Below are 16371 nucleotides of genomic sequence, written 5' to 3'. Positions count from 1 at the left end.
CCGATAAGTTATACATCGAGCATAGTAAGCAGCTTGTTGGCGAATCCCTCATCCAATACAGCCACTACGACGCGCGCTTCTCTCCCGATGGCATTTCCAAGTTCTTCTCTATTGCTGACTTTACGAAGAGGAACGTTGTAGTAGCTTGTTTTATCTGTCACTTTTTTTGTGGTATTCGCCGAAGCATCTTCCGATAAAAGGACCAGCTTCGCCTTTTTGCTGCGTACTTCTTTTAATACAAGCTCTTCGCCCGATACAGTTTTGCGTGCTCTGTTCGCCAATCCTAACAGAGATTTCCATTGGTTACCGCTCATGATGACTCCTTTTCCACAAGCTCTAGCAGCTCTTGGTATAGAGATGGATCAATTTTGGTTTTTAAATGGTTCTCTAAAATGCTTTTCTTTTGAGCATTTAAAATACAGTCGCGATCCTTTGTTAAATACGCGCCTCTTCCCGATTTTTTTCCTGTTAAATCAATGGAGACTTCCCCTTCTTTAGATCGAACGATACGAACAAGCTCACGCTTTGGCTTCATCTCTTGTGTAGCCACACATTTTCTTAATGGAACTTTACGATTGCTCACTCGTCTCACTCCTGCTCCATTTCGTTAAATAAACCTAATACTCCAAATTCTTCTTTGTCTAACAATCCAAGCGATTTTGCCTCAGATTCACTCTTAATATCAATTTTCCACCCTGTCAGTTTAGCAGCTAGACGTGCATTTTGACCTCGTTTGCCAATTGCTAAAGAAAGCTGATGATCCGGCACAATTACTGTTGTTGCTTTTTCATCTTCCTGCACATCTACTTTAATAACTTGAGATGGGCTCAACGCATTTGCAACATATTCTACTGGATCATTTGACCAACGTACGATGTCGATTTTTTCCCCTTTTAGCTCATTCACAATTGCTTGTACACGCTGTCCTTTTGGTCCTACGCAAGAGCCTACTGGGTCTAAATCTGGGTTTTCAGAGTACACGGAAATTTTAGATCGGTCTCCTGCTTCTCTCGCTACGGAACGAATCTCCACAGTTCCGTCGTAAATCTCAGGGACCTCTAACTCAAATAACCGCTTTAGCAGCCCTGGATGTGTACGGGATACAAAGATTTGCGGGCCTTTTGTCGTTTTCTCTACCTTCGTAACAAACACACGAATGCGATCATGAGGCTTATAATGTTCATTTGGCATTTGCTCACTAACCGGTAACAGCGCTTCTACCTTCCCTAAGCTGACGTATATGAAGCGCGCATCTTGACGCTGCACGATACCAACCATAATATCTTCTTCACGGTCGATGAACTCAGAATAAATCACTCCGCGTTCCGCTTCACGAACACGCTGTGTTACCACTTGCTTTGCTGTTTGAGCAGCGATACGGCCAAAATCCTTTGGAGTTACTTCAATTTCAATAACATCCCCTACACGGTAGTTTGGATTGTACTGTCTTGCTTGATCTTCTGAAATTTCCAATCGAGGATCAAATACATTTTCCACTACGTCCTTTCGAGCAAACACTCGAATAGATCCGATTTCAGGGTTAAAGCTTACACGTACATTCTGCGCTTGATTAAAATTACGCTTATAGGCAGAAATCAATGCTGCTTCTATTGCCTCAATAATTACATCTTTGCTGATGCCTTTTTCTTTTTCAAGCACTAGTAAAGCATCTAATAATTCAGTGCTCATGTAGATCCCCCTTCTTACTCAAACGTAACAGCAAGCCTTGCGCTCGCTACTTTTTCCATTGGAATAATAATCTCTTTTTTTCTTGTTTTAATGATCATTAATACTGTGACGGAAGATCCATCGTACGCTAACAACTTACCCTCGAACACTTTTTCACCGTCTAATGGCTCATATGTTTTGATATTTACTTGTTTTCCAATTGCTTTATGAAAATCCTGCTCCTTTTTCAATGGGCGCTCTGCGCCAGGAGAGGATACATCCAGAAAATATAAATGAGGAATTGGATCAGCTTTATCCAATGCTTCGCTTAATCGCTCACTTACGAGTCCGCATTCTTCAATGTCTATCCCCGTCTCAGAATCAATAAATACGCGCAAAAACCAATCTTTTCCTTCTTTTACATACTCAACATCAACCAACTCAAGCTGTAATTCTTCTACAATCGGCCCTGCTAATTCTTCAACGATTTCTGTTACTTTTTTGCTCATAAGCAGCCTCCTTTCTAACCCGATAACAAAAGCCCCTGCCATTGGCAGGGAGTATCTGTCTTAGTATTACCAAAAGCAGCAAAAACTCTAGAATAATATGTATATTAGTACTGCTTTCTTTAAAAGTAAGTAACTAACACGAAAGAGTGGGTTTCCCCACTCTTTGTTGACATATTTCATGTATTTCTAAACTAAATGCCTTCCGCATAAAAACATTTTGAGCGGTAAGGAACAACAAGCAAATTGAAAACGAACATCATAAATCTATGGGATGTATTTTCAACACAATAATAAATATAACACAAATTACTTTACTTTGCAAAGGAAATCTAGTTTCTTTTCCATCTGCCGTGTGATTTCACTGTGCACAAAACATGCGTATTTAGAACAATGAAAGCTGGTTTTGATCAGGAAGAGCCTCTAGACAACCTTGACTATCTAAATACTCCAATATAGTTTTAGAAATTTTACTTCGCTGCTGTAAATCCTCCTTGGATAAAAACTCTCCTTCTTCTCTCGCTTTTACAATATTTAATGCCGCATTTGTACCTAAACCAGCAATAGCATTGAAAGGCGGGATTAATGAATTTCCATCAATAATAAATTCCGAGGCGCTAGAACGATACAAATCTACCTTAGCAAATGAAAATCCGCGCTCGCACATTTCAAGTGCCATCTCTAGCACGGTCAGCAGATTTTTTTCTTTTGGAGAAGCTTCTAAACCTTTTTGCACAATCTCATCAACTTTGGCTCGAATGGCGTTAGAACCTCTCACCATTGCTTCTACATCAAAATCCTCTGCACGAACAGTAAAATAAGCTGCATAGTACAAAAGCGGGAAATGCACTTTAAAATACGCAATCCGAACAGCCATCAAAACATATGCGGCAGCGTGCGCTTTTGGGAACATATACTTGATTTTTTTACAAGAATCAATATACCAATCCGGTACACTATTCTTTTTCATTTCTTCTTCCCATTCTGGCGGCACTCCTTTTCCTTTACGGACCGATTCCATAATTTTAAAGGCAAGAGACGGTTCTAACCCTTGATAAATTAAATACACCATAATATCATCACGGCAGCCGATCACGTCGCTTAGTGTACATGTACCGCTGTATATCAGCTCATTGGCATTGCCAAGCCATACATCCGTTCCATGAGAAAGACCGGAAATCTGTACCAGTTCTGAAAAAGTAGTCGGCTTCGTTTCTTCTAGCATTTGTCGTACAAATTTTGTACCGAATTCCGGTATACCGAGCGTTCCTGTTTTTGTGTTGATTTGTTCAGGTGTAACCCCTATAGATTCTGTTCCTGAAAAAATCTTCATTACTTCAGGGTCATCTGTCGGAATGGTTTTTGGGTCGATGCCGCTTAAATCCTGCAGCATACGTATAACCGTCGGATCATCGTGTCCGAGAATGTCCAATTTTAACAAATTATCGTGAATAGAATGGAAATCAAAGTGTGTTGTTTTCCATTCTGCAGATGTATCATCAGCCGGATATTGAATAGGGGTAAAATCAAATACGTCCATATAATCTGGCACGACTATAATTCCGCCCGGGTGTTGGCCTGTCGTACGCTTAACCCCGGTACAGCCCATAGCAAGTCGTTCAACTTCCGCTCCCCGAATGCTCAGGTTACGGTCAGCAGCATACCCCTTTACATAGCCGAATGCCGTTTTATCAGCCACTGTACCAATTGTTCCAGCACGATATACATTATCCTCTCCGAATAATACCTTTGTATAGTTATGAGCCCGCGGCTGATATTCTCCAGAGAAGTTTAAATCAATATCAGGAACCTTATCCCCTTTAAACCCTAGAAACGTCTCAAACGGGATATCATGCCCGTCTTTTTTATATCTTGTGCCGCAATTTGGGCAATCTTTATCCGGCAAGTCAAAGCCCGAGCCTACAGAACCGTCATTAAAAAAATGAGAGTGCTTGCAGTTTGAACAAACATAGTGCGGAGGGAGCGGATTTACCTCTGTAATTTCCATCATCGTTGCCACAAACGAAGACCCTACTGATCCACGCGACCCCACAAGATATCCATCATCAAGAGATTTTTTCACAAGTTTGTGTGAAATAAGGTAAATAACCGCAAATCCGTGTCCGATAATGCTTTTCAATTCTTTTTCTAAACGCGCCTCTACTATCTCAGGAAGCGGATTTCCGTAAATACTCTTCGCACGTTCATAACTCATCTCACGAGTTTCATCGTCTGCCCCCTCAATTTTAGGAGTATACAAATCGTCCTTAACAGGCTTAATCTCTTCAATCATTTCTGCAATTTTTTGCGTATTAGCCACAACGATTTCTTTCGCCTTATCCTCTCCTAAAAACGAAAAGCATTTCAACATTTCATCCGTTGTACGGAAATGAACCTCTGGAAGTTTATGTCGATTTAATGGATTCGCTCCGCCTTGAGAGTTCACTAATATTTTACGATAGATAGCATCCTGTTCATTTAAATAGTGTACATTTCCAGTTGCCACAACTGGTTTGCCTAAGGTTTCCCCAAGTTTCACTAGATTAGAGATAATTTCTCTCAAATCCTTTTCATTTCTCACTAATTCCAATTCGATTAAATGAGAAAGCACTTCAGGAGGCTGCACCTCAATATAATCATAAAATTGGGCAATGTCCTCAACTTCCTCTGGTGCCTTTTGCATCATCGCTTCAAATACTTCTCCTTTATCGCATCCGCTGCCGACAAGGATTCCTTCTCGATATTTTTTCAACACTGAACGTGGTAGACGCGGGACACGAAAATGATATTGAATATGAGAGAGGGAAACGATTTTATATAAATTTTTCAAACCTTCTTCTGTAACTGCCAGCAACGTAATATGGCTCGGTCTTCCTCTTTTATAGGAATCTCCTTTTCCCATACTGTTGTTCAACTGGTCGTGATAATCCATTCCTAACGCTATTGCATCCTTTAGTAATTTTGCAAGCAAGTATCCTGTAGCTTCTGCGTCATATATCGCACGATGATGCTGAGTCAGCTCAATATCAAACTTTTTACACAATGTATTGAGACGATGATTTTTCATTTCTGGGAATAAAAACCGTGCAAGCTCTAATGTATCAATAACAGGATTTGTAGGCTTTTCCAATCCGGATTTTTTAAAACCTACATTAAGGAACCCCATATCAAAGGATGCATTATGGGCTACGAGCGTATGATTTTGAATCCAATCAGCAAATCGCTTAAATACTTCATCCTCATCTGGTGCGTCTTGTACCATATCATCCGTTATCCCCGTTAATTCAATAGTTGTGGCAGATAACGGGTGATGAGGGTTAGCGAAAGACTCAAACCTGTCAATAATTTCACCATCTTTAATCTTAACAGCTGCTAATTCAATTACTTTATCATACACAGCCGATAATCCTGTTGTTTCAACGTCAAACACCACATATGTTTCTTCAGAAAGCAGCCGATGATCCTCATTATACGCAATTGGCACTCCATCATTTACGAGATTCGCTTCTACCCCGTATAAAATTTTTACCCCTTGCTTCTTCCCGGCAGAATAAGCTTCTGGATACGACTGCGCAACAGCATGGTCCGTAACGGCAATTGCATGATGCCCCCACTTTTTGGCCTGTTCAATGAGCTTAGATACAGATGTAACTGCATCCATTTGGCTCATAGGTGTGTGCAAATGAAGCTCCACACGTTTTTCACCTTCAGGGGCATTGTCTTTGCGCTGTGGTGCCTTCATTTCATTTATATCGTTTGCAATCATAACAAGATCCCGAACAAATGTATCGTTTTGCACCGATCCTCTTACCTTCAGCCACATACCTTTTTTAATTGATTGCAGCAATGGAATATCTTCTTTATCCCGCGAAAACATCTTAATCATTAGCGAGTCCGTATAATCTGTTATCTTAAACGTCAACAGCGTACGTCCGCTGCGAAGCTCACGGGTTTCCACATCAAACACGTAGCCTTGAATAGTCTTGCGTTTTTCTTCATCCTGAATTTCCTGGATAGGTGTAATTTCTTCATCCTGACGAATAAGATATCCCACAACTAAAGGCTCGTTTGATGGAGGAGCACCTTGTTCTTGCTCTTTTTTCGTCATTTCTTCAATTGCTTTTAGAACCTTCTCCCGGTCTTCCTGCTCTTTCAGCTCGCGAAAGCGCTGTGTCTCTTCTTCATTTTGCTGTACCTGTGCTTCAATTTGAAAACGAGGAAAGCCAAACTTTTCATATTGATTGGAAATATGCTTGGCCAACGTATCCTTTACTTTTGTAGCTTCAATTTCATTTTTTACATGCAGCAAGCATTTCAGCCCATTCATCTGCGGATATTGGCTATTCAGATACTGAAACATAGGAGATAAAGGGACTTTATTTAAGCATATCGGCCAATAATGCTGTACATCTTGCTCGCCATATTCCTTTTTTTCCACTTCTAACTGAAACGATACAGCTGCTATATGAGAAAACGATTGTACAAGTTGATTTTCTAATAATTCATAGACGTTGGCAGGCAAAAGGCGAGGCAGCTCCAAATGAAAATACCAGCTTTTATTTGCTTTATCTACTATTAGCTTTTGGATTCCACCGCCAGTAAAATATTGCGTAATAAGCGGCTCCGGCAACTGAATTTGATTCAACAGCATTTGAAATCGCTCTTGTTGTTCTTGCGTTAATGGTGCCAAGCAAAAACCTCCCCCCCGTTTTATTTGAGAGAACAGAAGGTACCTCCTTTAGAGGTACCTATCCTTATTTTACTATATTTGCAATATATGTGCTAAGCTCCTCTAGCTTCACTTCTGCACTTTCATTTGTCTGACGCAATTTTACTTCAATGATTCCCTCATCAATTCGTTTTCCTACTGTAACTCGTACCGGAATGCCAAACAAATCTGAATCAGCAAATTTAACACCAGGACGTTCTTGACGGTCATCAAGAAGCACTTCAAATCCTTGCTTTATCAATGTCTCATACAGCTCTTCCGCTTTTTCACGCTGCATATCGTTCTTTGTATTAACAGGAATAACGTGGATATGGAACGGCGCAACTGCAGTTGGCCATGTTAAGCCATTATCATCATTATATTGTTCTGCGATTGCTGCAACAGTTCGAGACACGCCGATGCCGTAACATCCCATAATCATCGGCTTCATTTTCCCATTCTCATCTAAATATGTCGCATTCATCGCTTCACTATAACGAGTGCCAAGCTTAAAGACATGACCTACTTCAATACCCTTTGCAAATTGAATGGTTCCTTTTCCGTCTGGAGATGGATCCCCTTCTTTAATAAAACGTAAATCTGCGTATTGCTTTACTGTAAAATCACGGTTTGGATTTACGTTTATAAAATGATAGCCTTCTTCATTTGCTCCGCAGCTGCCATTTACAATCGCTTCTACTGCATGGTCAGCAATGACTTCTATCTTTTCTGACACACCGATTGGACCTAATGATCCGATTGCACAGTTCATCATTTCTTTTACTTCATCAGGAGTAGCAAGTTCAACTACTGCTGCAGCGTATAAATTTTTCACTTTAATGTCGTTGACTTCATGATCGCCTCGCACAAGTACGAGTACAAACTGCCCGTCCACTTTAAAGCCCATTGCCTTAATACATTTGGCAGCTCCCATCTCTAAGAACTGAGACACTTCCTCAATAGATTTTTGATTCGGAGTAGCAGCTTTATCTAAAGGTGCCATTTCCTCCTTACTCTTTTCATAAGTCATCACAACAGGTGCCATTTCAATATTTGCAGCAAAATCAGAAGCATCTGAATAAGCAATAGTATCTTCACCTATTTCAGAAAGAACCATAAACTCATGAGTATCCTTACCACCCATAGCTCCTGAATCTGCGATAACAGCCCGGAAATTCAATCCGCATCTTCTAAAGATGTTAGAATAGGCTGTATACAATTTATCATATACTTCATCTAAGCTTTCTTGAGAAGCATGGAAGGAATATGCATCTTTCATTAAAAATTCTCTTCCGCGTAATAAACCAAAGCGCGGACGCTTCTCATCCCTAAATTTTGTTTGAATTTGATATAACGTTAATGGGAGCTTTTTATAGGATTTCACTTCATCCCGAATTAATGATGTGATAACCTCTTCATGCGTAGCTCCAAGTGCAAATTCACGATCATGTCTGTCTCGCATGCGCATAAGTTCTGGACCATATGAATACCATCTTCCTGATTCTTGCCAGAGTTCAGCTGCTTGCATTGCAGGCATCAGTAACTCAACTGCACCTGCATTGTTCATTTCCTCGCGAACAATAGCTTCTACCTTTTGCAGCACCTTCATCCCTAAAGGCAAGAAGCTGTATATACCTGATGTATTTTGACGCATAAATCCTGCCCGAAGCAGGAGTTGATGACTTTTCACCTCTGCATCAGAAGGAATTTCTCGCAATGTTGGACTCAATAATATACTTTGTCTCATATTCTGCACCTCTTTATATGACGAAAATTTTATTTACAATTACTCTATGTAAACAGACAGAGAGACAAATAAATTTGCCTCTTCTGCCGTTTACTTATTCAATTCCGTGCTCTCACAATGAAATGGAGGAGTAATGATCCCTTGTTCCATACAAAATTCAGTAAAGGAGTCCCTTATAAGAAAAATTTCTTAATATCATTCCATGTTACAACAAGCATCAGCAGCATAAGTAAAGCAAATCCTATAAAATGTACAAGCCCCTCTTTTTGACGGTCTATCGGTTTTCCACGCAGCGCTTCAACCAAGAAGAACATCAATCTTCCTCCATCAAGTGCTGGGATAGGAAGCAAATTAAATAACCCTAAGTTAATACTAAGTGCAGCCGTCAAACCAAGTAAATTAACCAACCCAGATTCAGCCACTTTTCCAGTTAAATTATAAATACCAACAGGCCCAGATAACATATCTATCGAAAACTGCCCTGTCACAAGCTGTACCAATGATACTACAACCAGTTTTGTCCATTTATAAGTTTGAGTTACCCCAAACTCCAATGACCCAAGCAGAGACTTTTCTACAGGTCCATATACCCCTAGGCGTCCGACTTGCTCATTTCCTTCTTTTTCAGTTGCAGGAGTAACTTCTACTGTTAAGTTCTTACCGTCTCGCTCAAGATCAAGCTCAATTTCTTTTCCCGGGTTATCGCGAATAATGGTTGTTACGTCTCCCCATGTTTGTGTAGGAGTACCATCAATAGAATTAATTATGTCGCCTTGTTTCAGCCCTGCTTTGTCACCAACGCTATTTGGTACAAGCTCTCCGACAATGGGTTTATCCACAGGGATTCCTTGTACCAAGGCGATAACAATAAAAATAACAAAAGCTAGTACAAAGTTCATTGCAGGCCCTGCAAAAATGGCTAAAGCTCGTTGTCCTAACGTCTTTGAAGCAAATTGACGCTTATAAGGCGCAATTTGGATTTCCTCTCCCTCAGACACATAGTGCGCTTTATCATTTACTTGGAAGGTTTGTAATATTTCATCATCGCCTTCTTCATACCCACTGATTAAAAGCTTATGCTCCAAATCAGCTCCTTCTACCTCAATCATCATGGCATTAGGGTACTTATCTCGATTGTCTAAAATAAGTTTTGTCACTTCCTGCTTTTCGTTAAATAAAAGTCCTACCTTTGCTCCAGACTTAATTTCTATCGTTTCCGGATCTTCTCCCGCCATGCGAACAAATCCGCCTAACGGCAGTAATCGAATAGTGTAAATTGTTTCATTTTTAGTAAATGAAAATACTTTGGGACCAAAGCCAATTGCAAATTCGCGGCATAAGATACCCGCTCGCTTTGCAAAGTAGAGATGGCCTAGCTCATGAAAAAACACGAGTGCACCAAAAATAAGAATAAAAGCAATCGCCGTATTCAAGTTTATAACCACCTTTGCTATATAGATTCGCTAATAAACCTTCTTGCAGCCTGGTCAATTTCGCGGATTTCTTCTAAGCTTGGATTTGCAATAACCGTGTGTTGCTCCATTGCTTGTTCAATCAGCTCTTCAATGGCTAAAAACCCGATCTTTCGATGTAAGAACGCATCTACCGCCGCTTCGTTTGCAGCATTAAGAACAGTTGGAAGGCTGCCGCCTATTTTTCCTGCTTCATAAGCAAGCGTTAAGCAACGAAAGCGGTCAAAATCCATTTTGGCAAAATGCAAAGTTCCTAATTCCCATAAATGCAGCTGCTTTGTTGCAGGCAGGGAAAGGCGTTTTGGATAGGTAAGCGCATATTGTATCGGCACCCTCATGTCTGGAGTTCCTAATTGTGCTATAACACTTCGATCTTTATATTCTACCATAGAATGAATAATACTTTCTTTATGTAAAACAACATCGATTCTGTCATACGGTATATTAAATAACCAATGTGCTTCGATTACTTCTAATCCCTTGTTCATCATTGTGGCAGAATCAATTGTAATTTTCGAGCCCATCGACCAGTTTGGGTGCTTAAGTGCATCCTCTACAGTTACATGCTGCAGCTCCGTTCTTGATTTATCTCGAAAACTTCCTCCTGAAGCAGTTAAAATCAAACGCTCAATCGATTCTTGAGCTTCTCCGTTTAAACTTTGAAAAATAGCAGAGTGCTCACTATCTACTGGTAACAAAGCCACTCCATGCTTTCGTGCTGCTTCCATAACTAAATGTCCTGCTGTGACCAGTGTTTCTTTATTTGCCAAAGCGATGGTCTTCTTTGCTTCTATAGCATACAATGTCGGAACAAGTCCAACACTTCCAATTACTGCATTTACAACAACCTCGGCATGAGGATGCAAAACAACCTCTACTAAGCCTTCGTCTCCATATACGATTTTCGGCCGCCTGGAAAAAGTATAGGTTTGCAGTGCATCTGCATCTTCTTTTTTCTGTACAGATACAATATCTGGAGAAAACTCCTCAATAATTTGTACAGCTAACGAAATATTTTTCCCAACCGAAAATGCAACTAGTTGAAACTCTTCTGGATGCAGCCGAATCACGTCCAACGTTTGTGTGCCGATAGACCCGCTCGCGCCAAGTAAACTTATTTTTTTCATTACTCCAGCTCCTCAATTAACGACAGCCTATGAAATGAAATGTAAAAAATGCAGCACAGGCATAACAAACAACAGGCTGTCGAATCTGTCCAGAATTCCCCCATGCCCCGGTAAAATAGTACCGGAATCTTTTACACCGTAATGACGTTTGAATGCCGATTCTACTAAATCACCAATTTGTCCAAATATAGACACAAAAATTGTCATTGCAATCACAACAAACAAACTTTCATGAAGTGGGATAAACACATTATAAATTACCGCAACTACTACCCCGCATACTATACCGCCCAGAGAACCTTCTATCGTTTTATTAGGACTGATTTCAGGCCAAAGCTTATTTTTTCCAATGGCCTTACCAATAAAGTAGGCACCTGAATCTGTAGCCCAAATAACGAACAACGCATAAAAAACGTAGGATAAACCTTCAACAGCATTACGCGTTTCATTAAAATAATAAAATCCCATCGCTACATATAAGGTTGACAAGAGCATAAAAGAAGCATCATCAAAAGTAAATGTATTCTTCGAAAGCACTGTATATGATAATAGTAATAACACGATTATGAAAGTTAATTCAACTTTCGATAACCAAAACCCTTCAAAATAATTTGACATTGTATTCGGCATCAAAATTATCCAAAGTAACACCATTGTCAAAATACTTGGTGCGGAAAAAAAGCTAAGCTTCTTCATGCGAATTAACTCAAACAAACCTATAGTGGCCAATACATAAATTAATAAAGTAAACGGAATGCCGCCATAAATTACAATTGGAAGAAATAAGGCTGCAGCAACCACACCTGTAATAATCCTTTGTTTCATAACCAACACATCACTTTCTATACGCCACCAAATCTGCGTCCTCTTCGTTGGAAGTTTACGATTGCGTCAAGCAAGTGTCCTTCCGTAAAATCAGGCCAATACACATCAGTAAACCACAGCTCTGAATACGCAATTTGCCATAGCATAAAATTACTTATACGAATTTCACCGCTAGTGCGAATGAGTAAATCGGGATCAGGCAAGTCCTTTGTCATTAAATAAGATGAAATTAACTCCTCCGTAATAGCTTCAGAGGAAATTTTTCCTTCTTTACTATCTGTAACCAAATTTTGCACTGCATAAACCATTTCGTCTCGACTTCCATAATTTAATGCAAAATTCAAAATCAATCCTGTATTGCCCGCTGTTTCTCGCATTGCTTTTTCAACTGCCTGACGTGTATGTTCCGGTAGTTTATTTTTTTGACCAATAATACGTACTTGTACATTTTCTTCAATTAGTTCTGGTAAAAATGTACTTAAAAACTCTTCCGGCAACTTCATTAAAAAATCCACTTCCAGTTTCGGACGCTTCCAGTTTTCCGTAGAAAATGCGTATAACGTAAGAACCTGCACTCCGAGCTCATTGGCAAATCGCGTAATTTTTCGTACCACCTTCATGCCTTCATGATGACCTGCCACACGCGGCAAAGCTCGTTTTTTTGCCCATCTGCCGTTTCCATCCATAATGATGGCAATGTGCTTTGGAATTTCCCCTTTTTTTGCTTCCTCCATCTTATCAAGCGTTGAAGTACTTGCTTGTTTCCCTTTCCAAAAGGCTAATTTCTTTATCATAGAAACCCTCCAAGAGCACTATAATTCAATTCCTAAAAATGGTAAAAAGACCCCCGTATTCAGAGGGTCAAAAGGAATTAAACTTCCATAATTTCTTTTTCTTTTACTTTTGTTACATCATCAATTTTCGCTATATACTTATCAGTTTCTTTCTGAATAGTTTCCGTATGGCCACGAAGTGCATCTTCCGTGATCTCACCATTTTTTTCTAATTTTTTCAATTCGTCATTTGCATCACGGCGAACGTTGCGTACTGCTACTTTTGCATCTTCAGAATATTTCTTCACTTGTTTTGCAAGGTCACGACGACGTTCTTCAGTTAATGCTGGAACAGTAATGCGAATAACAGATCCATCATTAGTAGGCGTTAAGCCTAAATCTGATTTTAAAATTGCTTTTTCAATTTCTTTAAGTACTGATTTATCATACGGTTGAATCACTAATAAACGCGCTTCAGGAACAGAAATACCTGCTAGCTGGTTTACTGGTGTTGGAGCGCCGTAATAATCTACACTCACCTTATCTAATAAGGATGCGCTAGCTCTTCCAGCTCTTACTCCAGCTAATTCTTTTGAATATGCTCCAACTGCTTTTTCCATTCTATCTTTTGCATTGTTAATTACTTGTTGTGCCATGTTTTATTTCCCCCTAACTATTGTTCCAATATTTTCACCGCATACTGCACGCTTAATGTTACCTTCTTCCATAATTGAGAAAACGATTAACGGTATATTATTATCCATACATAGTGAAGACGCTGTAGAGTCCATAACTCCTAGTCCTTCTTTTAACACATCTAAATACGTTAAGGATTCATATTTTGTTGCTGTCTCATCGACAGTTGGATCTGCCGTGTACACACCATCAACATTATTTTTCGCCATTAAAATCACATCAGCTTCAATTTCTGCTGCACGTAAAGCAGCAGTTGTATCTGTAGAGAAATACGGGTTCCCTGTACCTGCCGCAAAAATAACTACACGCTTCTTTTCCAAATGGCGAATTGCTTTTCTACGAATGTATGGTTCTGCAACCTGTCGCATTTCAATCGATGTTTGCACCCGTGTTTGGATACCTAAATTTTCCAGACTATCTTGCAAAGCTAAAGAGTTCATAACTGTTGCAAGCATTCCCATATAGTCTGCCGTGGCACGATCCATTCCCATTTCGCTTCCGATTTTACCGCGCCAAATGTTGCCGCCTCCGACTACTACAGAAACTTCTACACCCATTTCGGCAATCTCTTTTACTTGTTTTGCAATGGATTGAATTACAGACGGATTAATTCCAAAACCTGCATTGCCTGCCAATGCTTCACCGCTCAGTTTCAGAATTACACGATTGTATTTTGCTTGACTCATAATGAACCTCCAATTTTCATATCCTTATTTTAAAAAAGGGAACACTATGTGTCCCCTCGCTTGTATTAGTTGTTTCCTTTTACTTGGTTCATTACTTCTTCAGCAAAGTTATCTTGACGCTTTTCGATACCTTCTCCAACTGCATAACGTACAAACTCTTTTACAGTTCCACCTTTAGATTGTACATATTTGCCAACCTTCATGTCTGGATCTTTAACGAATGCTTGGTCTACTAAGCAAATTTCTTCAAAATATTTACCTAGGCGACCTTCAACCATTTTCGCAACAATATTTTCAGGCTTGCCTTCGTTTAGTGCTTGTTGCGTTAATACTTGGCGCTCGCGCTCGATTTCTTCTTCAGATACTGCACTGCGGTCAATGTATTTAGGGTTAACTGCCGCGATATGCATAGCAACATCTTTTGCTACAGACTCATCGTTTGTTCCTGCAAGAACTGCTAATACGCCAATGCGTCCGCCCATGTGTAAGTATGCACCGAATGCATCTGCATCAGTTTTTGTAAGAATTTCAAAGCGACGTAATGTAAGCTTTTCTCCGATTTTTGCAATCGCAGTGTTGATGTGATGTTCTACAGTTACACCGTTTTCCATTTCTTGTGTTAAAGCCTCTTCTACAGTTGCTGGTTTGTTAGCTAATAGGTGAGCAGCTAATTCCTTCGTTAATACTTGGAAACCTTCGTTCTTTGCTACGAAGTCAGTTTCAGAGTTTACTTCAAGAATTATAGCTTCGTTTCCAGCTGTTTCAACTACAGTCAAACCTTCAGCAGCGATACGGTCTGCTTTTTTTGCAGCTTTCGCAATACCTTTTTCACGTAAGAAATCAACTGCTTTATCCATGTCGCCGTTAGTTTCTGTTAACGCTTTTTTGCAATCCATCATACCCGCGCCAGTTTTTTCGCGAAGTTCTTTTACCATTTGTGCAGTAATTGCCATAGTTTTCATCCTCCTATTTATGTATACCTTAAAAAAGGTGATAAAAGGCTTTCCCCCTTATCACCTTTCAACATTACTTACGCAGTAACAGTTTCTTCCCCTTGCTTAGCTTCAAGGATTGCATCTGCCATTTTAGATGTAAGAAGTTTTACAGCACGAATTGCATCATCATTTGCAGGGATAACATGATCGATTTCATCTGGATCACAGTTTGTATCTACAATACCGATAATAGGGATGTTTAATTTACGTGCTTCAGCAACAGCGATACGCTCTTTACGAGGATCTACGATAAACATAGCATCTGGAAGATCTTTCATATCTTTAATGCCGCCTAGGAACTTTTCAAGACGCTCTAATTCTTTTAGAAGTTGTACAACTTCTTTTTTAGGAAGCACTTCGAAAGTACCATCTTCTTGCATTTTTTCGATGTCTTTTAAACGTTTAACACGCTTTTGAATTGTTTGGAAGTTTGTTAATGTACCACCTAACCAACGTTGGTTTACATAGTACATACCAGAACGGATTGCTTCCTCTTTAATTGCATCTTGAGCTTGTTTTTTCGTACCAACAAATAAGATGTTTCCGCCGTCAGCAGCGATATTTTTCATCACATTGTAAGCTTCTTCTACTTTTTTAACCGTTTTTTGAAGGTCAATGATGTAGATTCCGTTACGCTCAGTGAAGATGTAACGCTTCATTTTTGGGTTCCAACGACGAGTTTGATGTCCGAAATGAACACCAGCTTCAAGCAATTGCTTCATAGAAATTACTGACATGTTTATTCCTCCTGAATGGTTTTTATTTTCCTCCGTCTGCTTCATCTTTAAGCGAAACTGCACTAGCAGCACCGACGCTCAAATCTGCAAACGTGTGTATTAACACCGTTTATTACTATACCACAACACATTACGACAATCAAGTCGAAAATCATTTTACAGAAAGGAACTTTCAATATTTCTCCCTGTATTAATATTGCAATCTTAAAACCCATCTTAATGCGGAATAGAAAATTCCATTCACACCATATATAATATTTCCAAATTTGATATGTTTTAAACATTATAGAAAAGACCCTCCGCAGTGGACTTACCCCTGTCAAGTAGACACATTTAAATAAGACCGACTAAGCAACCGTTGTTAACCTGTATTTTACAGGGGAACAACGGTTGAGTCGTTTTTGTGACCGTTCATGATTATAGAAGTGGAT

14 protein-coding genes are annotated in these 16371 nt (G+C 39.6%); all 14 read right to left on the bottom strand.

Annotated features, from left to right (window positions below; genetic code table 11):
- Positions 1–8: 8 nt before the first annotated feature.
- The 14 genes from J7Q84_RS03995 to rpsB all read right to left on the bottom strand — a co-directional run bounded on the left by J7Q84_RS03995 (position 9) and on the right by rpsB (position 15940).
- Positions 9–314: a YlxQ family RNA-binding protein gene (locus tag J7Q84_RS03995; protein WP_209093147.1), complete on the bottom strand. Its 306-nt coding sequence runs from the start codon at positions 312–314 to the stop codon at positions 9–11.
- Positions 311–583 carry an RNase P modulator RnpM gene (gene rnpM, locus J7Q84_RS03990; protein WP_209093146.1) on the bottom strand — a complete coding sequence of 91 codons (273 nt, stop codon included), beginning with the start codon at positions 581–583 and terminating at the stop codon, positions 311–313. The genes J7Q84_RS03995 and rnpM overlap by 4 nt, the downstream gene beginning before the upstream one ends.
- A gap of 5 nt (positions 584–588) precedes the next feature.
- Positions 589–1689 (bottom strand): transcription termination factor NusA, encoded by a 1101-nt coding sequence (gene nusA / locus J7Q84_RS03985; RefSeq protein ID WP_209093145.1) that lies wholly within the window; start codon positions 1687–1689, stop codon positions 589–591.
- A gap of 14 nt (positions 1690–1703) precedes the next feature.
- A complete protein-coding gene (gene rimP, locus J7Q84_RS03980) occupies positions 1704–2177 on the bottom strand; it encodes a ribosome maturation factor RimP (protein WP_209093144.1) in 474 nt (157 codons plus the stop codon).
- A gap of 382 nt (positions 2178–2559) precedes the next feature.
- Positions 2560–6864 (bottom strand): PolC-type DNA polymerase III, encoded by a 4305-nt coding sequence (locus J7Q84_RS03975; protein ID WP_280635557.1) that lies wholly within the window; start codon positions 6862–6864, stop codon positions 2560–2562.
- A gap of 64 nt (positions 6865–6928) precedes the next feature.
- Entirely contained in the window at positions 6929–8629 is a 1701-nt protein-coding gene (locus J7Q84_RS03970) for a proline--tRNA ligase (RefSeq protein WP_209093143.1), read from the bottom strand.
- Positions 8630–8802: 173 nt separating this feature from the next.
- On the bottom strand, positions 8803–10062 hold the full coding sequence (rseP, locus tag J7Q84_RS03965) for an RIP metalloprotease RseP (protein ID WP_209093141.1): 1260 nt from the start codon (positions 10060–10062) through the stop codon (positions 8803–8805).
- Between the two features lie 17 nt (positions 10063–10079).
- Positions 10080–11228 carry a 1-deoxy-D-xylulose-5-phosphate reductoisomerase gene (dxr, locus tag J7Q84_RS03960; RefSeq protein WP_209093140.1) on the bottom strand — a complete coding sequence of 383 codons (1149 nt, stop codon included), beginning with the start codon at positions 11226–11228 and terminating at the stop codon, positions 10080–10082.
- Positions 11229–11255: 27 nt separating this feature from the next.
- Positions 11256–12053, bottom strand: coding sequence for a phosphatidate cytidylyltransferase (locus tag J7Q84_RS03955; protein WP_209093135.1), 798 nt, complete (start codon positions 12051–12053; stop codon positions 11256–11258).
- Between the two features lie 17 nt (positions 12054–12070).
- The gene (locus tag J7Q84_RS03950) at positions 12071–12847 is read right to left on the bottom strand and encodes an isoprenyl transferase (RefSeq protein WP_209093134.1); all 777 of its coding nucleotides are present in this window, start codon (positions 12845–12847) and stop codon (positions 12071–12073) included.
- 77 nt (positions 12848–12924) lie between these two features.
- On the bottom strand, positions 12925–13482 hold the full coding sequence (gene frr, locus J7Q84_RS03945) for a ribosome recycling factor (RefSeq protein ID WP_209093133.1): 558 nt from the start codon (positions 13480–13482) through the stop codon (positions 12925–12927).
- 3 nt (positions 13483–13485) lie between these two features.
- A complete protein-coding gene (gene pyrH, locus J7Q84_RS03940) occupies positions 13486–14208 on the bottom strand; it encodes a UMP kinase (protein ID WP_209093131.1) in 723 nt (240 codons plus the stop codon).
- Positions 14209–14273: 65 nt separating this feature from the next.
- Positions 14274–15161 (bottom strand): translation elongation factor Ts, encoded by an 888-nt coding sequence (gene tsf / locus J7Q84_RS03935; RefSeq protein ID WP_209093130.1) that lies wholly within the window; start codon positions 15159–15161, stop codon positions 14274–14276.
- Positions 15162–15238: 77 nt separating this feature from the next.
- On the bottom strand, positions 15239–15940 hold the full coding sequence (rpsB, locus tag J7Q84_RS03930; RefSeq protein ID WP_209093129.1) for a 30S ribosomal protein S2: 702 nt from the start codon (positions 15938–15940) through the stop codon (positions 15239–15241).
- Positions 15941–16371: the final 431 nt, after the last annotated feature.

The sequence above is a fragment of the Bacillus sp. 165 genome, from assembly GCF_017742235.1.
Taxonomy (GTDB): Bacteria; Bacillota; Bacilli; order Bacillales; family Bacillaceae_G; genus JAGHKQ01.
The sequence above is the reverse complement of the archived record's forward strand: the minus strand, read 5'-3'. Positions and strand labels throughout refer to the sequence as shown.

Excerpts from the sequence above, each read along its gene's own strand:
- dxr (WP_209093140.1), bottom strand. The coding sequence starts at position 11,228 with ATGAAAAAAATAAGTTTACTTGGCGCGAGCGGGTCTATCGGCACACAA.
- J7Q84_RS03955 (WP_209093135.1), bottom strand. The coding sequence starts at position 12,053 with ATGAAACAAAGGATTATTACAGGTGTGGTTGCTGCAGCCTTATTTCTT.
- tsf (WP_209093130.1), bottom strand. The coding sequence starts at position 15,161 with ATGGCAATTACTGCACAAATGGTAAAAGAACTTCGCGAAAAAACTGGC.
- rpsB (WP_209093129.1), bottom strand. The coding sequence starts at position 15,940 with ATGTCAGTAATTTCTATGAAGCAATTGCTTGAAGCTGGTGTTCATTTC.
- nusA (WP_209093145.1), bottom strand. The coding sequence starts at position 1,689 with ATGAGCACTGAATTATTAGATGCTTTACTAGTGCTTGAAAAAGAAAAA.
- J7Q84_RS03950 (WP_209093134.1), bottom strand. The coding sequence starts at position 12,847 with ATGATAAAGAAATTAGCCTTTTGGAAAGGGAAACAAGCAAGTACTTCA.
- pyrH (WP_209093131.1), bottom strand. The coding sequence starts at position 14,208 with ATGAGTCAAGCAAAATACAATCGTGTAATTCTGAAACTGAGCGGTGAA.
- J7Q84_RS03995 (WP_209093147.1), bottom strand. The coding sequence starts at position 314 with ATGAGCGGTAACCAATGGAAATCTCTGTTAGGATTGGCGAACAGAGCA.
- rimP (WP_209093144.1), bottom strand. The coding sequence starts at position 2,177 with ATGAGCAAAAAAGTAACAGAAATCGTTGAAGAATTAGCAGGGCCGATT.
- frr (WP_209093133.1), bottom strand. The coding sequence starts at position 13,482 with ATGGCACAACAAGTAATTAACAATGCAAAAGATAGAATGGAAAAAGCA.
- J7Q84_RS03970 (WP_209093143.1), bottom strand. The coding sequence starts at position 8,629 with ATGAGACAAAGTATATTATTGAGTCCAACATTGCGAGAAATTCCTTCT.